This window comes from Cupriavidus sp. CP313 (genome assembly GCF_054072015.1).
Window position 1 is genome coordinate 80,558 of record NZ_JBSVZB010000015.1, and the last position, 18,542, is coordinate 99,099.

General features: G+C 65.2%; 14 protein-coding genes and 3 pseudogenes. 9 read left to right on the top strand and 8 right to left on the bottom strand.

From position 1 onward, the window contains the following. Positions 1-321: 321 nt before the first annotated feature. Entirely contained in the window at positions 322-1,653 is a 1,332-nt protein-coding gene (gene phaZ, locus ACW4E8_RS20580) for a polyhydroxyalkanoate depolymerase (protein ID WP_456806224.1), read from the top strand. A gap of 159 nt (positions 1,654-1,812) precedes the next feature. Here the strand turns inward: phaZ and ACW4E8_RS20585 are convergent, their stop codons facing one another. Then, the gene (locus tag ACW4E8_RS20585) at positions 1,813-3,033 is read right to left on the bottom strand and encodes a polyhydroxyalkanoate depolymerase (RefSeq protein ID WP_456806225.1); all 1,221 of its coding nucleotides are present in this window, start codon (positions 3,031-3,033) and stop codon (positions 1,813-1,815) included. Between the two features lie 101 nt (positions 3,034-3,134). Between ACW4E8_RS20585 and ACW4E8_RS20590 the strand changes: the two genes are divergently transcribed. Both ACW4E8_RS20590 and ACW4E8_RS20595 read left to right on the top strand, forming a co-directional pair. Beyond that, positions 3,135-3,788: a glutathione S-transferase family protein gene (locus ACW4E8_RS20590; protein ID WP_456806226.1), complete on the top strand. Its 654-nt coding sequence runs from the start codon at positions 3,135-3,137 to the stop codon at positions 3,786-3,788. A 234-nt stretch (positions 3,789-4,022) separates the two neighbouring features. Then, entirely contained in the window at positions 4,023-4,382 is a 360-nt protein-coding gene (locus ACW4E8_RS20595; protein ID WP_456806227.1) for a hypothetical protein, read from the top strand. On the opposite strand, the gene ACW4E8_RS20600 is transcribed toward ACW4E8_RS20595, so the two are convergent. The 3 genes and pseudogenes from ACW4E8_RS20600 to ACW4E8_RS20610 form a co-directional block, all read right to left on the bottom strand. Then, positions 4,357-4,635 carry a c-type cytochrome gene (locus tag ACW4E8_RS20600; protein WP_456806228.1) on the bottom strand — a complete coding sequence of 93 codons (279 nt, stop codon included), beginning with the start codon at positions 4,633-4,635 and terminating at the stop codon, positions 4,357-4,359. The two genes, ACW4E8_RS20595 and ACW4E8_RS20600, sit on opposite strands and share 26 nt — an antisense overlap. 10 nt (positions 4,636-4,645) lie before the next feature. Continuing rightward, on the bottom strand, positions 4,646-5,878 hold the full coding sequence (locus tag ACW4E8_RS20605; protein WP_456806229.1) for a molybdopterin-dependent oxidoreductase: 1,233 nt from the start codon (positions 5,876-5,878) through the stop codon (positions 4,646-4,648). Between the two features lie 93 nt (positions 5,879-5,971). Next, positions 5,972-6,097, bottom strand: a pseudogene (locus ACW4E8_RS20610) (tripartite tricarboxylate transporter substrate binding protein); the annotation flags it as partial. A gap of 128 nt (positions 6,098-6,225) precedes the next feature. Here ACW4E8_RS20610 and ACW4E8_RS20615 point away from each other — a divergent pair. After that, positions 6,226-6,318 (top strand): annotated as a pseudogene (locus tag ACW4E8_RS20615) (taurine dioxygenase); the annotation flags it as partial. 271 nt (positions 6,319-6,589) lie between these two features. Here the strand turns inward: ACW4E8_RS20615 and ACW4E8_RS20620 are convergent. The 4 genes and pseudogenes from ACW4E8_RS20620 to ACW4E8_RS20635 all read right to left on the bottom strand — a co-directional run bounded on the left by ACW4E8_RS20620 (position 6,590) and on the right by ACW4E8_RS20635 (position 11,205). Beyond that, a complete protein-coding gene (locus ACW4E8_RS20620; protein ID WP_456806230.1) occupies positions 6,590-8,389 on the bottom strand; it encodes a PHA/PHB synthase family protein in 1,800 nt (599 codons plus the stop codon). 217 nt (positions 8,390-8,606) lie between these two features. Beyond that, positions 8,607-8,921: pseudogene (locus tag ACW4E8_RS20625) on the bottom strand (autotransporter domain-containing protein); the annotation flags it as partial. A gap of 65 nt (positions 8,922-8,986) precedes the next feature. Then, positions 8,987-9,997 (bottom strand): tripartite tricarboxylate transporter substrate binding protein, encoded by a 1,011-nt coding sequence (locus ACW4E8_RS20630; protein ID WP_456806231.1) that lies wholly within the window; start codon positions 9,995-9,997, stop codon positions 8,987-8,989. Positions 9,998-10,023: 26 nt separating this feature from the next. Then, a complete protein-coding gene (locus ACW4E8_RS20635) occupies positions 10,024-11,205 on the bottom strand; it encodes a M20 aminoacylase family protein (RefSeq protein WP_456806232.1) in 1,182 nt (393 codons plus the stop codon). Between the two features lie 155 nt (positions 11,206-11,360). Here ACW4E8_RS20635 and ACW4E8_RS20640 point away from each other — a divergent pair, with 155 nt between their 5' ends. The 5 genes from ACW4E8_RS20640 (at position 11,361) to ACW4E8_RS20660 (ending at position 18,541) form a co-directional block, all read left to right on the top strand. Further along, positions 11,361-12,269: a LysR family transcriptional regulator gene (locus tag ACW4E8_RS20640; RefSeq protein ID WP_456806233.1), complete on the top strand. Its 909-nt coding sequence runs from the start codon at positions 11,361-11,363 to the stop codon at positions 12,267-12,269. 149 nt (positions 12,270-12,418) lie between these two features. Then, positions 12,419-14,749, top strand: coding sequence for an FdhF/YdeP family oxidoreductase (locus tag ACW4E8_RS20645; protein WP_456806234.1), 2,331 nt, complete (start codon positions 12,419-12,421; stop codon positions 14,747-14,749). 232 nt (positions 14,750-14,981) lie between these two features. After that, complete coding sequence (gene fdhD, locus ACW4E8_RS20650) at positions 14,982-15,827, top strand: formate dehydrogenase accessory sulfurtransferase FdhD (RefSeq protein ID WP_456806235.1); 846 nt, start codon at positions 14,982-14,984, stop codon at positions 15,825-15,827. Continuing rightward, complete coding sequence (locus tag ACW4E8_RS20655) at positions 15,821-17,032, top strand: molybdopterin molybdotransferase MoeA (protein WP_456806236.1); 1,212 nt, start codon at positions 15,821-15,823, stop codon at positions 17,030-17,032. Before fdhD ends, ACW4E8_RS20655 begins: the two co-directional genes overlap by 7 nt. A 63-nt stretch (positions 17,033-17,095) precedes the next feature. Next, a complete protein-coding gene (locus ACW4E8_RS20660) occupies positions 17,096-18,541 on the top strand; it encodes an aminotransferase-like domain-containing protein (RefSeq protein WP_456806237.1) in 1,446 nt (481 codons plus the stop codon). The last annotated feature ends 1 nt before the right edge of the window (position 18,542 follow it).

The window sequence follows — 18,542 nt, forward strand, 5'->3', positions numbered from 1 at the left end:
CCTGCTCGCGGCTGCGGCAAAACAAGCCGTCGAATCTGCCACAAATACCGCGAGGACCTGACAGGCGCAAGGCGCTCGTCCGCGAACCAGCTTCAAGCAATCGACGCCATGGCTTGGCCTTGTCGCGATGCTGTGCCGACGTATATTGAAGCGTGTGTAGTCGTAGCCCGTGCGTCGTGATGGTGACGCCGGCGCTCGCTGCCGCTGTCCAGGGGCGTGGCGGTGGCAGCGTGCCCAGCCGGCTTTCCTGCCCACCTTGGATGGCATTAGCCAGGTCAGATTGTGAGAGCCGCGCGAGCTTGCCCTCGTTGTGGAGCACATATGCTGTATCCATTCGTCGAGTATCAGCGCGTGCTGCTTGCGCCATGGACGGCGTGGGCGGAGGCCGTCACAAACGTGTTTGGCGAGCCGGGCAACCCCTGCTCCCGGTTCCCCCCTGCCATGTGTTTTGCCGCCGGCTGGGACATGCTGAACCGCTTTGGCAAGGCATATGACAAGCCAGCGTTCGGCATCAGGACGGTCGACCATGACGGCCACGCGATCCCTGTGGTGGAGCACGTGACGCTGGACCATCCATTCTGCCGTCTGCTGCGCTTCGCGCAAGATGCGCCCGGCAGGAGTGCTTCCGCGCCAGAGCACCCCATGGTGCTGGTTTGCGCCCCGCTCGCCGGACATCATGCCGTGCTGCTGCGCGAACTCATAGTTACGTTGTTGCCCGAGCATGTGGTGTACGTGACGGACTGGAAGGATGCGCGCCGAGTGCCGGCAGCGGACGGGCCGTTCACGCTGGAGGATTGCGTGGCCGAGGTGCAGGCATGTATCCGTCATATCGGTGTGGACCAGTTGCATGTGCTGGCCATTTGCCAGGCAACCGTACCGGCACTGGCAGCCGTTTCCCTGCTCGCCAGCGCAGGGGAGCCGACTCCACGAAGCCTGATTCTGATGGGTGGCCCGATCGACGCCCGCCGCAATCCCACCGCGGTCGACCGCCTGGCCGCGCGCCGGCCGCTCACGTGGTTTGAGCGGAACCTGATTCACGTGGTACCGGATCCCTACCCCGGTGCCGGTCGCAAGGTATACCCGAGCTTCCTGCAGCTTGCCGGGCTGGTGGCGGCGCACCCGGACCGTCTGGTGCGGGCGCACTGCGACTACTACCTTGATCTCGCACGGGGTGACCTCAAGCATGCCGAGGCGCACCGGCGCCTGTGCGATGAGTACAACGCCGTGCTTGATCTGGCGGCTGAGTTCTATCTGGATACCATCCGCATCGTGTTCCAGGAATTCCGCCTGGCCGTCGGCGATTGGGATGTCCAGGGCCAGCCAGTGCGCCCACAGGACATTCACGCCACCGCGCTGCTCACGATCGAAGGCGAACTGGATGACATTTCCGGCCGCGGGCAGACCCAGGCGGCGGTCGATCTGTGCCGGGGTGTTCCCGTCCACCACAAGCGACACCTTACGGCACGCCGATGCGGCCACTATGATCTGTTCTCCGGACCGCGATGGCAGACCGAGGTCTTCCCATCCATTCATGGCCTGATCCGGCAATACAACCCAGCCACAGAGCCGGCCATAGGAGGTAGCGCGCATGCGACGCCGCCGCGAATGACGGGGCGGTCGACCATGCGGCCCCTGGACGGCGCCAAGTCATAGCTAATGCTGCAGGGCAAGTAGGCAAGCGGCTCGGATTTGGGTGACGCTGAGTGAGCGGAATCGTTGGGTTCCAGACTGGGACACTGAGCGGGCGCCTTCGAGAATCACTCACGAGACGATTTTGTCGGCTTTCCGCTGCCTGGCGAGGCCCGCTTCGCCTTATTTTTCGCTCGTGTGGATGACCTGCCGGACCACCGGGTAAATCTGCGTCGCCCAACGGCGGCCCGCAAACACGCCATAGTGCCCGACCCCGGTCTGGACATAATCGCTCTTCAGGTACGGCGGCAGGCCACTGCACAAGTCCAGCGCCGCCGCTGTTTGTCCGACGGCGCAAATGTCGTCGTTCTCGCCCTCCACGGTCAGCAACGCGGTGTGCCGAATGGCGCGCAAGTCCACGCGACGGCCGAGCACCGTCAGTGTGCCGAGGGGCAGGGCGTGCTGCTGGAAGACCCTGCTGACCGTATCCAGGTAGAACTCGGCCGGCACATCCATCGTCGCAAGATAGTCCGTATAGAAGGCATGGATGGCCTGCGCCTTCGCCGTATCGCCCCGCGCACGGTACTGGTAGCAATCGATCAGTGAGCCGACATGCCGGTCCAGGTGCATGGACATGAAGGCGCACACCTGCAGGAACCCTGGGTAGACACGCCGCATCGCCCCGTCGAAGCGCAGCGGGACCACGTCAATCACATGGTTTTCGAACCACGCGAGCGGCGTGCTCACCGCCAGTTCATCCACACGGGTGGGATTGATGCGGGTATCGTTCGGGCCCGCCATGAGCGTCATGCTGCGAGGCACCGCAGGGTTCGAGTCCTCGGCCATCATAGCAACGGTCGCCAGCGTGGCCACGGTCGGCTGGCAGACCGCGACAACATGCATTCCCGGACCAAGGCGCTCTAGAAATTCCATCAGGTGGGCAACGAAGTCGTCAAAACCGAACGGACCGTGCGACAGCGGGATATCGCGGGCGTTGTGCCAGTCGGTGAGGTAGACGTCGTGCTCAGGCAGCATTGTGGCAACCGTGTCCCGCAGGAGGCTGGCAAAGTGGCCGGCGAGCGGCGCGACCAGCAGAACCCGCGGTTGCCGCAGCGATACCGCCTTCTTAAAATGAAGCAGCGAGCAGAATGGCGTGCTATGCAGTGCGTCTTCGCTCACCGCCACCGGCTCGTGATTGAGCTGCACCGTATCGATGCCAAAGGGTGGCCGCTCATGACTGAGTCGCACGAGGGCCAGCCATTCGAAGAAGGCGCAGATCTCCCGCGCCAGCCGGCGCTGGGACGCCCCTTCTGGCGATGACGTGCAGGAAGCGGCCGCCGCGCCGGCGACCGTCTGCAGCGGGGCTGCCAGATCGGCAACCGTTTGGTAAGCCTGGTAAAGCATTTATAGACGCCGCCATCCCACCCCATGCCGGCGCCCGAGCCGTCACAACCGCGGCGCGGCTCGGCATGATTAGTGCGAGTTGATTTTATAGGAAGTTCGTCATGTCAAAGACCACCCTGACCATCAACAGCAAGAACTATGGCGCATGGTCGCTGCGCGGCTGGCTGCTGATGAAGTTCAGCGGCCTGGAGTTCGACGAGATTTTGGCGCCGCCGGCAGACCCGGCAAACCGTGCGGAGCTGTTGCTGCTTTCGCCATCGACGCTGGTTCCCCGTCTGGACGATGATGGCGTCAGGATCTGGGACGTGCTGGCGATCGCCGAGTACTTGAACGAAGTGCGACCGCAAGCGGGCCTGCTGCCCGCCGACCGCGTTGCGCGTGCGCACTGTCGCTCGATTTGTGGCGAAATGCATTCGGGGTTCAGCGCGATGCGTTCTACCCTGCCTATGAACGTGCGTGCCCACCACCCCGGCTTCAAGGTCTGGTCGCGCGCCCAAAGCGACATTGATCGAGTCACGACTATTTGGCGCGAATGCCTGGCGGCCTATGGCGGTCCCTACCTGTTTGGCGCGCGTTCTATGGCCGACGCCATGTACGCACCGGTTGTCGCCCGCTTCCAGACCTATGACGTCCAGCTCGACAAGGTATCGGCCGCCTATTGTCGGACCATCCTGGCCATGCCGGAGATGCAGGAATGGATCGAGGCCGCCCGGCAGGAACCTGAGGAAATCGAGGAACTGGATGTCGAGTTCTGACCCAGCCGGCCACGCTGCGAGCGCATGACGGTGTGCTCATTGGTGTCCCCCGACATAGCCCGATGGTTGTGCGTCGCCAAGAGGAGCGGTCAGCCCACATCGGGCCGGGTCCATTGTCATGCTTGATATGTCTGTTGCCGTAGCGGCTTTTAGATGTCGTAGGGCAACGAGGGCCGGGCTCGGCAAAGGTGCGAGGCTGAAGCTGTTACCTCGCGACTGGGTAGAGGCACGCAAATGATTGACGCTTCCGGGTTGAAAGCGGGCATGGTCATTTTGCTCGACGGCGAACTCCACAGTGTTTCCAGCGCCGAGCACCATGTAGGCGGCGGACAACAGGCCGGCGCAGTGTTCGCCAGGCTCAAGCACTTGAAAACAGGTCACATCAAAGAGCTGCGCCTGCATCTGAGCGACAGGCTCGAGGATGTTGTGCTCGAGCACAAGGAGATGGAGTACCTGTATACCGACGGCGTCGCGTGGGGTCTGCGGTGGCCACCGCCATGGCCTCTGCAAGGTATGCAAAACCGCAATTGGTGCAGCGCATTTCGCCTCCTGACCGCCTTCGTCCGCCTCATCCCTTGCCATAGTACCGGCTGAGGTAGTCCACGATCTGAGGGATGTCTTCGTCCTTGATCGGGGCGCCGAACGCCTTGACCATCTTGTTCACCGTGGCGGTCCAGCCGCTGCGATCCAGGAAGACCGAGTTCATCGGGATGTAGTCAATGCTGTGGCAGCTGATGCAGTTGGCCATGACTTTGTCCTTGCCGGCACCGTCCTTGATCCTGATGCTCGCCTCATCGGCCAGCGCACTGCCCGTCAGCAGGATGAGGCTGAGCAGCATGGCTTTCATGGCATCTCCCTCACACGATTTCGACTTCGATCCGCTGCACCACATTGTGGTGATAGCCCGCGGGATTGTGGATCAGCTCGAACGTCTGGGTGGCGCCGGCGCGGTTGATGGCCCTGGCCATGACTGCAAGCTTGCCACTCTTGCCGGGCGTGAACCGCAGGCTGAAGGGCCGGAAGGCATAGCGCCCATGGTCCGGCCCAAGCTCGCTTGCTTGCCAGGTCCGCCCGCCGTCGGTCGAGACTTCCACGCGATGGATGCCGTAACCGCCGTCCCAGGCGATCCCCTTCACCTCCAGCACCGCGCCCCGCCGTATGCGCTGGCCCGGCAGCGGACTCGTCAGCAGCGAGTTCACCACCATCTCGGTGATCGGCATGTTGACGTCGGTTTCCTGGCTGACAAAGCGATCGACCTGGGGAAACTTGCCCTTGGGGATGCGATAGGCGGGGTTCATCCAGAACCCGGACAGGGGCTTGGCCAGCGCATTGATCGAGACGATGTGTTTGATCCAGTACGTCGCAGTCCAGCCGGGCACGACGATGCGCGCCGGGTAGCCGTTCCAGTGCGGCAGCGGGGCGCCATTCATTTCGTAGGCGATCAGGGCGCTTTCCTCCATCGCCTTCCATGCCGGTATGCTCTTGACGAAGTCCGGCGTCTGCGCCATCACGGGTCTGTCGGCGCCGTCGAAGGCAATCTCCACGGCGTCCTTGCCGATCCCGGCCTTGGCTAGTACGTCCCTGAGCCTTGCGCCGCGCCATTTTGCATTGCCCATCGCGCCTGGCCCCCATTCCACGCCAGGCACGTGAGGCTGGAACAGGCCCCGCCGGTTGCCGGAGCACTGGCAAACCGCCGCCACCTCGAACGGTTCGAAGTCCTTCTTCAGCTGGGAAAGCGTCAGCTCGAACGGACTTGTGGCGGCCTCTCCGCCAATTCGCAGCCGCCAGTCGGCCTCGTTCACCTCGGGAATGGAAGCGAGGTGATAACGCACGAAAAATGCATTGTTGGGGGTGAAGGCCTCACCGAAATACGCCAGCGGGGTTTCGTAGTTCGGTGGCCGGTAAGTCCGCTTGATGAGCGGCAGCTTGCCCGGCAATGCGTCCAGCACTGCTGATTCCCGCGCGCCTTCAGGCAGTTCGGGCGGCATGCCTGCGATCGCCGCGAAAAGCGGTGCCGGCAGCAGCAATGGCCCGGTGCCGGCGGCTAACAGCCCGGCTCCGCGCGTGAGAAACGCTCTGCGTGTGGTCATGTCGCCCCTCCCGCGGTCCACATGACATCACTCTAGTGCATGCCGCGCTATTGGCCCAGCAAGCGGCGGTGCCGCAGGCGCGGCGGCCTGGCATCAAGGTGCGGCATCGGCCTCCGCCGGCAGGTTACCCACCGGCTCCGCGCCCGGTTCCTCTATACGCCCTGAGATCTCCGGCGCCTTGACGGCGGCACTGACTTCGCGCCCGAGACGCTCCACGATGTCAACGAAAAATTCTTATTATTTAGGGGCTTACGAACCCCCTTGGTTTGGGAAATGGGTGTAGGTCACCGTGCCTTACTGCAAGCCGCTTTGCAGGCGGCCGCCGCCACAAATTACACGGAAAGTACAACCGTTTCACGCAGCACTACGCCATCCAGGACTACTTCCCCGCCGTGCGGCGCATTACGCGAGCCACGATTATCGGCGAGCGTCCGGTCTGAGCATAGCCCCTTGCTGCGCCATGCTTCCAGGCCCCTTGTAGGCGACCAGATTCCGTCCCATCCGGAGTAAATTGCATGCTGACCGCCCACCACCGCGACTGGCTGCGGCGTTGGAACGTCACTGAATCAGGCGCGGGCCTGTTTCGGGGCCGGCCGGTCCACTCGACGATTGGCCTGAAACATCGCGGCCGGCGCAGCGGGCCTTCGAGATGTGCAGTCGCGTGAGGCTACGCCGGATGGCTCGATGTGGGTCGATTGGCGTGGGGTGGACTCAGGGTACGAGTACGTAAGTGCCCGGAGCATCTTCCAACACGGTGCCCCCGCCTAACAGTGGCGGAGCGCATTTTTCGCTGGAATGCGCGGCCAGCCACTGCTGCCAGCACGGCCACCAGGAACCTTCGCAGACCGGTGTCCGTGCGAACCATTCGTTCGGATTCAAAGAGGGGCCGTCCTGGGGCCGCGTGCTGACGCGATAGCGACGTCCGGCATGCCCAGGTTCGGAGACGATGCCCGCATTGTGTCCACCCGAGGTGAGAAGAAAACTGACTTCAGTACGGGTCAACAGGTGGAGTTTATATACGGAGCGCCAAGGTGACACGTGGTCCCGTTCAGTGCCGACGACAAAGATGGGCGGCTTGAGATCGGCGAGGGCCACCGGCCGGCCCTTCACGCAGTACCTGCCCTCGGCCAGATCATTGTCCAGGTACAGCCAGTGCAGATTTTCACTATGCATGCGGTAAGGCAAGCGCGTGGTATCTGCGTTCCAGGCCATCAGATCGGTTTGCTCGGTGCGCTGGCCCAGCAGGTATTCGCGCGTCAACCGGGACCAGACCAGATCGCGCGAATGCAGTAGCTGGAAGGCGCTCGCCATCTGGCTCCCGTCCAGATAGCCTTGCTCCCACATCAGCGCGTCGAGATAGGCAAGTTCGCTGGCATCGATGAATAGGCCAAGTTCGCCCGGCTCGCTGAAGTCAGTCTGCGCGGCGAACAGCGTAACCGTCTTGAGGGGGGGCGACGTGGGCTCGATGTCGCGCCCGAGTGCCGCTGCGCCGATCGCCAACAAGGTGCCGCCAAGGCAGTAGCCGGCGGCGTGGACCGGTATCCCGCCAACAATGCGGCGCACCTGCGCCAGGGCCTCAAGCAGGCCCAGTTCGAGGTAGTCATTCATGCCGAGGTCGCGCGCCTCCGCATTCGGGTTCTTCCACGAGATCAGGAAGACCGTATGCCCCCGCTCGACTAGATAGCGTACAAGCGAATTGTGGGGCGACAGGTCCAGCACGTAATACTTCAAGAGCCACGAGGGAACGATCAGCACCGGCTCGTGCCAGACGGTCGCGGTCTGCGGCGCGTACTGGATCAGCTCGATCAAGGCATTGCGATAGACGACCTTTCCGGGCGTGATCCCGACGTTTCGCCCGACGCAATGGGGGCCGCATCGCCCCCGGGAGGTATGCAGGAGGTGGCCAGCGAAGATGTTCTGCTGGTCATCCAGCCAATGGCAAGTGCCTGCGAGGAAGTTGCGGCCATCCGTCTCGGCCAGCGCCCGCAGCACTTCGGGGTTCAGCCACCAACAGTTGCTCGGCGACAGCATGTCGGTCCATTGCCGGGCCGAAAAACTGACGACGCGCTCATGATGCGGAGAGACGCCGCGCAGGTCGGTGGTCGCTTCCTGCCAGAACGCCTCGACTTGCAAAAACGTGTCACGCAACAGATGGAACGGCCAGCGATCCCAGTCCGGATGGGCGAAGCGCGGGTCGTCTGGCTCGACGTGGGGCGCGGGCCGGCCCGCGAGACTGACCGGTTGCGCGATGCGGTGGCACAGTGCCATCTGCTTACCCGGCGAGCCGGCCAGGTGCCAGGCCCAGTCCAGCCACGCCAGCCACAGGGCGGCTGGCGAAACGCCGCCGGTGGCGCGGGCAATGGCCGCGTGCAGGAGTCGGTCGATCGGCGTGGCCGGCTTGTCGAGCGCAGCGCCCGGGTATTCCCGCGCACAATCGGATCCCGCTGATACGCCTGCCGCGAACCCGTCAGAACATGGGACGGCGGGAGGATGTGTCACGGTCTCGTCCATCGCAAGCTCCAATCCTCGCGCATCATGACGCCACGTATCTATCGCTGCACATCCGCATTGCCATACGGCAACGAGGCGTCAGCGGACTCCGGGAAAGAAGTCTGACCCGACGGGAACGATGGGTCGCGCAAAAATCTTAGCTGATTTCTCTCTTATGTAAATGCTGGGAAGATTCAGGTCGGCCTGACTGGAGCAAGTGCGCGGGGCGGGATCGGGTCTACATGCCGCCGGGCGTGCGGCGAGATTGCGATGCTGCAGTCGGTGGCCCCCGGCGGTCCTCGCGGCGACCTAGCGCGAAGAAGGCCCGCGCCCCGCGCAGTTCGCCGCCCTCAACGCGCTGGACGACGGGGTGCCGCGGGTGGGCCGGGCCGGCCCCGGACAGGTCGGCATAGGCCAGGCCCGCGTTGCTCTGGCCGTTGAAGTCGTGCTGGTACTCGATGCGCGCATAGGGCAGTAGCACGCCGCAACTGAACGCATGTGCGTATTCGGTGCGCAGGCCGAGGGTGCCCGACACGGCCGTGACCGTCTGCCCGAGCAGCTTGATCGGTCTCCAGCCGTTAAACAACTGCCAGCTCAGGCGCGTGCTGCGACAAGGCTTCAGGACGCGTTGGTCTTGCGGCCCACGCTCCGGATCAGTTGCGTGACACGTCCCAGGTACTGATCGAAGACCTGATTCGCCTGCTCCTGGCTGTCGATCGGCTGTGCGACCGTGCGTCCCTCGGCTTCCAGCTTGGCCCGGATCTCGGGCTTGCCAAGGGCTTCGCCAATCGCCTTGCGCAGCACCGCCACCCGGCTCGCGGGCGTGCCCTGCCTGACGAAGTAGCCGCCGCCGATCGAGTACTCGAAGTCGGGCACCAGCCGGCTTTGCGAGATCAGCGGAATATGCTTGAGCGCCGGGGGCAGGGCCTTGGCGAAGCTGCTCAGCACCTTCAGCCGGCCCTGTTGCTGCATGCTGTCGAAACTGGATTGGTAGGGCAGGATGGCAAAGTCGACCTCCCCACCGGCAAGGCCTTGCAGCGCTGGTGCGCCTCCCTTGTACGGCACGTGCAGGAAGGGCACGCCGAGCCGGGCAGCCAGGGCATCGCCCATGAGGTGATAGATGGAGTCGATGCCGACCGTGGCGTAGGTCAGCGGTTTCCCCTTGCTTTGCTTCGCATAGTCCAGGAACTTGTCCAGGGTATCCACGGCAATGCCGTTCCTGACGAGCAGCACGATGTTGGCGTCGCTGATGGGCGCTACCAGCTGGAAGTCCTGCGGCTTGTAGCGCGCCGCCGGGTTGAGCATGGGGGCCAGGAAGACCTCATTGATCGAGCCGTGGAAGAAGGTGTAGCCATCGGCTGGTGCGCCCAGCACCTTGTTGGCGCCGATCAGCCCGGTACCGCCGCCGTAGTTCTCGACGATCACCTGCTGCCCGACGCTCTTGCTGATGGATTCCCCGAAGATGCGGGCAGAGGTGTCGCTGGCACCACCGGCCGGGTAGGGGACCACCAGGGACAGCGACTTGGCGGGAAAGATATCTGCAGCAAAGGCCGGCAGGGCGGCCAGCACGGAGGTGCCAGCGGAAAGACCGGCGTATTGAAGGAAGCGGCGGCGGTTCAGTGAAGCCATGGTGGATGTCCCCGAAGAATAGTTGTTCAAACCAGATAGCTTTGCGTCAGGTGCGCCCAGAATGCGGCACCGACAGGCAGGGCCTTGTCATTGAAGTCGTAGAGGGGGTTGTGGACCATGCAACCACCATCTTCGCCCAGGCCGTTGCCGAGCCGGATGTAGGCACCGGGCCGGTGCTCCAGCATGTAGGCGAAGTCCTCACTGCCCATCACCGGCGGGCGCTCGACCACGTTGTCCGCGCCCACCAGCCGGATCGCGGCCTGGCGCGCGCGCTCGGTTTGCGCGTCATGGTTGACCAGTACCGGGTACTTGCGTTCGTAGACGACCTCGGATTGCAGCCGGAAGCTCTGGGCCTGGGCGGCGACAAATTCGCTGATGCGCGCTTCGACCAGCGTGCGCACCTGCGGGTCCAGCGTGCGCACGCCGATCTTGATCGTCGCGCTATCGGGCACGACGTTGTAGGTGGTTCCGGCCTGGATGGAGCCCACGGTAATGACCGCCGACTTGAGCGCATCGATCTCGCGACTGACGATCGATTGCAGTCCCAGCACGATGCTGGCGGCGCACTGCATGGCGTCGATGCCATGATGGGGCATGGCGCCATGGGCGCCGCGGCCGCGCAGCGTGACCGTGGCGCGGTCGAACGAGGCCATGGCAGGGCCGGCGATGACCCCGACCTGGCCGACCGGCAGACCCGGGGAATTGTGCAGCGCATAGATCTCGTCGCAGGGGAATTGCTCAAACAGCCCATCCTCCAGCATGCGCAGCGCACCGCCTTCATTCTCTTCGGCCGGCTGGAAGATCAGATTCAGCGTGCCATTGAAATCGGCGGACTCGGACAGGTACCTGGCGGCGCACAGCAGGATCGCCGTGTGCCCGTCATGGCCGCAGGCGTGCATCTTGCCTGCGATGGTGCTGGCGTAGTCCAGGCCGGTCTTTTCCTGGATGGGCAGCGCGTCCATGTCGGCGCGGATGCCCAGCGCCTTGCTGCCTTGCCCCTTCCTGAGCTTGCCCACGACACCGGTGGTGCCCATGCCACGATGCACTTCGTAGCCCCATGCCGCCAGCCGCCCGGCGACCAGGTCGCTGGTCTGGCGCTCTTCAAAGGCCAGTTCGGGGTGCGCATGGATCTTTCGGCGGATCTCAACGAACTCCGGCGACAGGGTCTGGATGGATTGGCGCAGATTGGCAAGCGGGGCCTGGTTCATGGCGGTATCGGAACGTGGTCGATCACCGCATTCTCCACGCAGGCGCTTGCCGAAACCATGACAATGATGAGTGAGAAACGTTGCATAATCTGCAACATTAGAAGAATCCGCGCGCTGCCGTCCTGAGCCGGCGGCGCGAGCCAGAGGAGGAAGACATGGAAGATGTGCTGGACCGCAAGCGGGCGCTGTGCTTGCTGCAGATCATCGAAACCGGCACGGTGCGCGGCGCGGCCGAGGTGCTTGAGCTGGACCCGTCGGTGGTGAGCCGCGCCGTGGCGAAACTGGAGCAGGATACCGGACTGACCTTGCTTGAGCGGCGGGGGCGGGGTGTTGTCGCCACCGATGCCGGGCGCCTGCTGGCGCTGTTTGCCCGGCGCCAGCAGGACCTGAACGATACCTTCCTGGCCGAGGTCAACAACCTGAAGAACGCCCGGCGTGGCCACGTGGAGCTGGTCTTTGGCGAAGGCTTCGTCGACCTGGTGCTAGAGCCCGTGCTGCAGGGCTTCCTGCGCAAGCATCCCGACGTGAGCTGCAGCATCCAGGTGGCCGGCACCGATGAAACGGTCCGGCATATCCTGGAGGACCTGGCGCATATCGGCTTCGTCTTTCAGCCGCCCGACGATGTGCGCCTGCGCTCGCATTATTCACGGCTGTCGCCGATCCGCGTGCATGTGCACAAGGACCATCCGCTGGCGCGCAGGCGCCGCGCGCTGACGCTGGCGGACCTGGCGCCGCACCAGGGAGCGGCGCTGACGGAATCGTTTGGTGTGCGCAAGCATATCCAGGCGGCGGAGTTGGACGAGCACGTCACCCTGAAGCCGATGCTTGTCACCAACTCGTTCAAGGTGCTGTGGGAATATGCCGCGATGGGGCTGGGCTACATCATGACAGCACGCTCGGTGGCGCTGAAGGAGCCGCAGTTCAGGCAACTGGTGTCATTGCCGCTGGCCAATCCCATCCTGAACAATAGCCGCATCCACATCATCACCCGGACCGGCCGGCACCTGTCCCCGGTGGCTGACAGCATGCTGCGGCACCTGGTGAAGACGTTCCCGCTGGTCTGAAGCAACTGTGCTCCCCGGGCAAGCGCCTGTTTGTATGTACCCGGGGGCACCCGTGAAATCTAATCTGGTGACACCGCAACGATCCGGTCCCCGCCCATCAGCAGGCAGGCCGCCGGACGGCGCCCCCGTCGTTACAGGACACCACGCCAATGAGCTCCCCGACCCCTGAAAAAGGCCACATCGCCCCCTACACCCACCCCGCCGCCGGCTGGGGTGCGCTGAAGTACGTTGCCATCAACCTGATCAAGGAGAAGGTTGCCGGTGGCAAGTACAAGATGCTGTTCAAGCAGAACCAGGCGGATGGCTTCGACTGTCCCGGCTGTGCCTGGCCGGACCGGCAGCATGCCTCCACCTTTGAGTTCTGCGAGAACGGCGTCAAGGCCGTGGCCGCAGAGTCCACCAGCATGCGCGTGACCCCCGAGTTCTTTGCGCAGCACACGGTGACGTCGCTGATGGCGCAGACGGATTATGAGCTGGAGCAGCACGGGCGCCTGACGCACCCCATGGTCTATGACGCGCAGACCGACAAGTACCGTGCGATCGCCTGGGACGAGGCCTTTGCGCTGATCGGGCGCCACCTGCGCGCGCTGCCGGATCCGAACCAGGCCGCATTCTATACGTCGGGGCGCGCCAGCAACGAGGCCGCATTCCTCTACCAGCTGTTCGTGCGTGCCTATGGCACCAACAACTTCCCCGACTGCTCGAACATGTGCCACGAGGCCACCAGCCGGGGCCTGCCGCCGACCATCGGCGTGGGCAAGGCCACCGTGGTGCTGGATGATTTCGAGCATGCCGACACCATCCTGCTGTTCGGCCACAACGCGGCCACCAACCATCCGCGCATGCTGGGCGAGCTGCGCGAGTGCGCGCGGCGCGGCGCCACCATCGTCTCGATCAACCCGCTGCGCGAACGCGGGGTGGAGCGCTTTACCAGCCCGCAGCACCCGGTGGAGATGCTGACCGGCTCCAGCACCAAGATCGCATCGATGTTCGTGCAGCCCACGCTGGGCGGCGACTTTGCGTTGATCAAGGGCATGGCCAAGCGCCTGGACGAACTCGACGAAGAGGCCATCCGGCACGGCCGCGAGCGCCTGATCGACGTGGATTTCGTGCGCGAGCACACCATCGGCTTCGGCGATTTTGTTGAAGACCTGCGCGCGGAGAGCTGGGCCGACATCATTGCCGAGTCGGGTGTATCGCAGGAGGATATCGATGCGCTGACCCAGGTCTATGCGCGGGCCAAGCGCGTGATCGCCTGCTGGGGCATGGGCCTGACGCAGCATAAGCATTCCGTGCCGACGGTGCAGATCCTGTCCAACCTGATGATGATGCGCGGGAACATCGGGCGCCCCGGCGCCGGGCTGCTGCCGGTGCGCGGGCATTCGAACGTGCAGGGCGACCGCACGGTGGGTATCGAAGAGAAGCCTGAGCAGGAATTCCTGGACCGCCTGCAGGCCGCCTTCGGCTTCGAGCCGCCGCGCAAGCACGGGTATGACGTGGTCCACACCATCTCGGCGATGCTTGAGGGCAAGGTCAAGGTTTTTGTCGGCCTGGGCGGCAATTTCTCCACTGCCACGCCGGATACGCCGCGCACCTTCGAGGCGCTGCGCCAGTGCGACCTGACCGTGAACATCGCCACCAAGCTCAACCGCAGCCACCTGGTGCACGGCAAGGAGTCGCTGATCCTGCCGACGCTGGGCCGCACCGAGATCGACCAGCAGGACGGCGTGGCGCAGGGCGTGACGGTCGAGGACTCGGTCTGCATGGTCCATATCTCCTTTGGCATGAACGCGCCGGCGTCGCCGCACCTGCTGTCGGAGATTGCCATCGTCGCGCGCATGGCGGCGGCAACGCTGGGCTCGGAGAAGATCGACTGGCTCTGGTATGCGCAGGACTATGCCCGCATCCGCGACGCCATCGAGCAGGTGATCGACGGCTTCGAGAGCTACAACGAGCGCGTGGCGGTGCCGGGCGGGTTCCACCTGACGCCGGCGGCATGCAACCGGGTCTGGCATACGCCGTCGGGCAAGGCGCAGTTCCTGGTCAACCGCATCGACAAGGACACCCCCATCAGCCGCGCCCGCCAGAAGTATGGCGACAAGCTGATGGTGATGATGACCACGCGCTCGCACGACCAGTACAACACCACGATCTATGGCCTGGACGACCGCTACCGCGGCGTGTTCGGCCTGCGCCGGGTGGTCTTCATCAGCCCCGCTGACCTGGCGCGGCTTGGCCTGAAGGCGGGCCAGCACGTGGACATCACCAGTGTCTGGGACGACGGCGTGCAGCGCCAGGTCGAGGACTTCGTGCTGGTCGAGTACGACATTCCGCAAGGCTGCCTGGGGGCGTACTACCCCGAGACCAATCCGCTGGTGCCGCTGGAATGCACGGGCGATGGCTGCGGCACGCCCACGTCGAAGTCGGTGCCGGTGTTGCTGACGCCGTCCCGTCGCCAGCCGGCGGCTGTGGCGTGCTGATCCTGCGTTCGTGCACCACCGCCGCAAACGCTAGCCGCTACCCCTGGTGAACGCTCCCCTCTCCCGCGCAGTGGGAGAGGGGTGGGGGAGAGGGCCGGAGCGTCGACGAAGTACTGCGCGTCGGTATGCCAGTGCCTGCCCTCTCCCCCGGCCCCTCTCCCGCAAGCGGGAGAGGGGAGCACACCGACTGTGTGCAAGCAGGCGCTGAATTCATTTTCTACGAGAGACCCCCATGGAATGCACCGAACTGGTCGAACACACAGGCTATGAAGCGCGCAGCATCGTGCGGCACAAGGACTGCGTGGTGCAGCCGGCCACGGACAACGTGGCGGAAGAGCTCCCGGTGGCGCTGGTGTACAACGGCATCTCGCACGCCGTGATGATGGCCACGCCGCTGGACCTGGAGGCGTTCGCGGTCGGCTTCTCGCTGACCGAGGGCATCGTCGGGCACAATGCGGAGATCCACGACCTGGAAGTACGCGTGCACGCGCACGGCGCCGAGGTGCAGATGGAGATCAGCGAGCACGCCTTTGCCACCATGCGGGCCCGCCGGCGCACGCTGGCGGGGCGCACCGGCTGCGGCGTCTGCGGCATCGAGAGCATCGAGCTGCTCGACCTGGAGCCCGCGCGCATGCCCGAGCCGGCCACCCGGCTGACGCCGTCGCGCGAGATGATCGAGCGCGCCGTCGCGGCGCTGCCGTCGCACCAGCGCCTGATGCAGGCCACCGGGGGTGTCCACGCCGCGGCCTGGTGCGATGCAGGCGGCGAGATCCTGCATGTGTTCGAGGATGTGGGCCGCCACAACGGCCTGGACAAGCTGATCGGCCACCTGGCGATGCAGCGCGTGGCGATGGACGACGGCTTTGTGCTGCTGTCCAGCCGCGCCAGCTATGAACTGGTGCGCAAGGTGGCGCGCATGAATATCCAGATGCTGGCGACGATCTCGGCGCCGACCTCGCTGGCGATCCGCATCGCCGAGCAGGCCGGTCTGCGCCTGCTCAGCTTCTGCCGCCAGGATGGTTATGTCGACTACACCGGCGCCGCATTGGAAGCCACCCGCGGAGGCGCAGCATGCTGAACTTTGACGAGGCGCAGGCGGTCTTCGCGATGTGCGCGGAGCCCGTGCGGCAGACCGAAACCGTGTGGCTGGGCCTGCTGACCGGCCGTGTGCTGGCAGGCGACGTGGCCGCGGTCATCGACACGCCCGCGGCGGACCGCAGCGCCATGGACGGCTATGCGGTGCGCTGCGAAGACTGTCGCGCTGACGCCCGCCTGCCGCTGCAGCAGGTCGTCTACGCCGGCACGCAGCCGCAGCCGCTATTGCCCGGCCATGCCATCCGCATCTACACCGGCGGCGTGATTCCGCCCGGCGCCGATGCCGTGGTCGCGCTGGAGGATGCCGAGGAGAGCTATCGGGGCGTCGTCTGCGCGCGGGCGCCCGTGGCGGGCCAGCATATCCGGCGCAAGGGCGAGGATGCCCGCCGGGGCGATCTGCTGCTGTCGGCAGGAACCCTGCTGCATGCGGGGCATATTGCCGCCCTGGCGTCGCAGGGACTGACGGAGGCCACGGTCTGCCGGCTGGTGGAGGTGGCCATCCTGACCTCGGGCGACGAGGTGGCGGCGCACGACGAGCCGCGCGACGTGTACCAGGTGCATGACGTCAATGGCCCGATGCTCGAGTCGCTGGTGCAGTCGATGGGCGCCGTGGTCAGTTGCCACCGCCATGTGCAGGACGACGAGCGCGCCTTGCACGACATGCTGCGGGAGCTTGCTGCCGACGCCGACCTGGTGCTGGTCACCGGCGGTGCCTCGGTCGGCCAGCGCGACCTGGTGGCGGCGGCGCTGGCTTCGGCGGGCGGCGAGCTGCTTTGCCGCGGCGTCAACATGAAGCCCGGCAAGCCGGTCACGGTGGGGCGCCTGCGCGGCAAGCCCGTGGTGTGCCTGCCCGGCAATCCGGCGGCAGCCTATGCCACCTTCGCGCTGCTGGTGACGCCGCTGCTGCGCCGCCTGCAGGGGCGTGCGGAGCTGTTCCCGCCGGTAGGCCGGGTCAGGGCGGCGCTGGCCGGCACGCGCCCGCACCGTGGCGATGCCTTCTGGCGCGTGGGCGAGATCGGCAACCTCGGCGGCCGCGAGAGTTTCGTGCAGGTCAATGCACAGCAGGGCGCCGCCTCGGTGTCGGCGCTCGGCCAGGCCAGCGGCTTTGTGCGGGTCGAACCCCAATGTGCCGGACAGCTCCAAAATGTGCCCCTGCCGTACTATGATCTCCATCGTTGGCTCAGCTGACGGCGGCCCGGCGAGGTGGCCGGTCCAGGCACCGGCGGGGCGCAAGGGAAAGGGGAGCGCAGCGTGAAACTATATGAAAAGCTGGCTGCGGACATCGAGGCTTTGGTGCAACAGGGCGTGCTGCTGCCCGGCGAGCGGATTCCCTCGGTGCGGCAGACCAGCCAGCACCATCGCATGAGCATCACCACGGTGATCCGGGCCTACGTCTTGCTGGAGAGCCGCGGCATCATCGAAAGCCGGCCGCAGTCCGGCTACTTTGTGCGCGCTCGGCCGGGCGAGCCGGTGTTCGAGCTGCGCCCGTCCAGGCCTAGTGCCAAGCCCTCGGCGGTGGATGTCAGCGCGCTGGTGCTTTCCACGCTGCGTTCGATCCGTTCCGATGATGCCGTGCCGCTCGGTTCGCCGTATCCGGACCCTTCGCTGTTTCCGTGGCAGCGCATCAACCAGTACGCCAACAACATCGCGCGCCGCTATGCCAAGTGGACCATGCTCGACGACCTGCCGCCCGGCAGCCCCGAGCTGATCCGGCAGATTTCGCGCCGCTACCTGGAGAACGGCTACGCCATCGATCCGAACGAGGTGATCGTCACCATCGGCGCGACCGAGGCCATCAACCTCTGCCTGCAGGCGGTGGCCAGGCCGGGCGATACCGTCGCGGTGGAGTCGCCAACCTTCTACGCCATGCTCCATGCCATCGAACGGCTGGGCATGCGCGCCATCGAGGTGGCGACCGATCCGGTGGAGGGCATCGACATCGGCGAGCTGGCGCGGCTGATCGATGAAAAGGGCGTGGCCGCCTGCATGGTGATGCCCAACTTCCAGAACCCGCTCGGCTTCCAGATGCCCGATGAGAAGAAGCGCGCGCTGGTGGCCATGCTGACCGAGAAGGACATCCCCGTCATCGAGAACGACGTCTACGGCGAGCTCTATTACGGCGAGGCCCATCCCAGTTCATTGAAGGCGTTTGACAAGGCCGGCATCGTGCTGCATTGCTCGTCGTTCTCCAAGACGCTGACCAATGCCTACCGGATCGGCTGGGCGCTGCCGGGCCGCTACCGCGAGGCGGTGGAGCGGCTCAAGTTCCTCAACACGCTGACCACGCCGGCGATTCCGCAACTGGCGATTGCCGAGTTCCTGAAGAACGACGGCTACGACTTCCACCTGCGGCGGGTGCGCAAGGCCTATGCGCAGCAGGCCAGCATCATGGCCGCCGCGGTGCGCAGGTTCTTCCCGGACGGCACCACCACGTCGCGCCCCGCGGGGGGCTATGTGCTGTGGGTGCAGCTGCCGGAGGGCATCGATGCGATGGAGATGTACCACGCCGCACTGGAGCACCGCATCACCGTTGCGCCGGGGCATATGTTTGCGCCCGGGGCCACTTACGGCAACTGCATCCGGCTGAACTACAGCTCGGAATGGACGCCCGGCATCGAGTCCGCCGTGCAGACGCTGGGCAAGATCGCGCAGCACCTGCTGGCGCGCAGCCGGGAACCCGGGGAGGAAGAGCACTAGC

Coding starts and splice junctions, on each gene's coding strand:
- ACW4E8_RS20600 (WP_456806228.1), bottom strand. CDS start 4,635: ATGAAAGCCATGCTGCTCAGCCTCATCCTGCTGACGGGCAGTGCGCTG.
- ACW4E8_RS20620 (WP_456806230.1), bottom strand. CDS start 8,389: ATGGACGAGACCGTGACACATCCTCCCGCCGTCCCATGTTCTGACGGG.
- ACW4E8_RS20585 (WP_456806225.1), bottom strand. CDS start 3,033: ATGCTTTACCAGGCTTACCAAACGGTTGCCGATCTGGCAGCCCCGCTG.
- ACW4E8_RS20645 (WP_456806234.1), top strand. CDS start 12,419: ATGAGCTCCCCGACCCCTGAAAAAGGCCACATCGCCCCCTACACCCAC.
- ACW4E8_RS20630 (WP_456806231.1), bottom strand. CDS start 9,997: ATGGCTTCACTGAACCGCCGCCGCTTCCTTCAATACGCCGGTCTTTCC.
- ACW4E8_RS20590 (WP_456806226.1), top strand. CDS start 3,135: ATGTCAAAGACCACCCTGACCATCAACAGCAAGAACTATGGCGCATGG.
- ACW4E8_RS20655 (WP_456806236.1), top strand. CDS start 15,821: ATGCTGAACTTTGACGAGGCGCAGGCGGTCTTCGCGATGTGCGCGGAG.
- phaZ (WP_456806224.1), top strand. CDS start 322: ATGCTGTATCCATTCGTCGAGTATCAGCGCGTGCTGCTTGCGCCATGG.
- ACW4E8_RS20640 (WP_456806233.1), top strand. CDS start 11,361: ATGGAAGATGTGCTGGACCGCAAGCGGGCGCTGTGCTTGCTGCAGATC.
- fdhD (WP_456806235.1), top strand. CDS start 14,982: ATGGAATGCACCGAACTGGTCGAACACACAGGCTATGAAGCGCGCAGC.
- ACW4E8_RS20635 (WP_456806232.1), bottom strand. CDS start 11,205: ATGAACCAGGCCCCGCTTGCCAATCTGCGCCAATCCATCCAGACCCTG.
- ACW4E8_RS20595 (WP_456806227.1), top strand. CDS start 4,023: ATGATTGACGCTTCCGGGTTGAAAGCGGGCATGGTCATTTTGCTCGAC.
- ACW4E8_RS20605 (WP_456806229.1), bottom strand. CDS start 5,878: ATGACCACACGCAGAGCGTTTCTCACGCGCGGAGCCGGGCTGTTAGCC.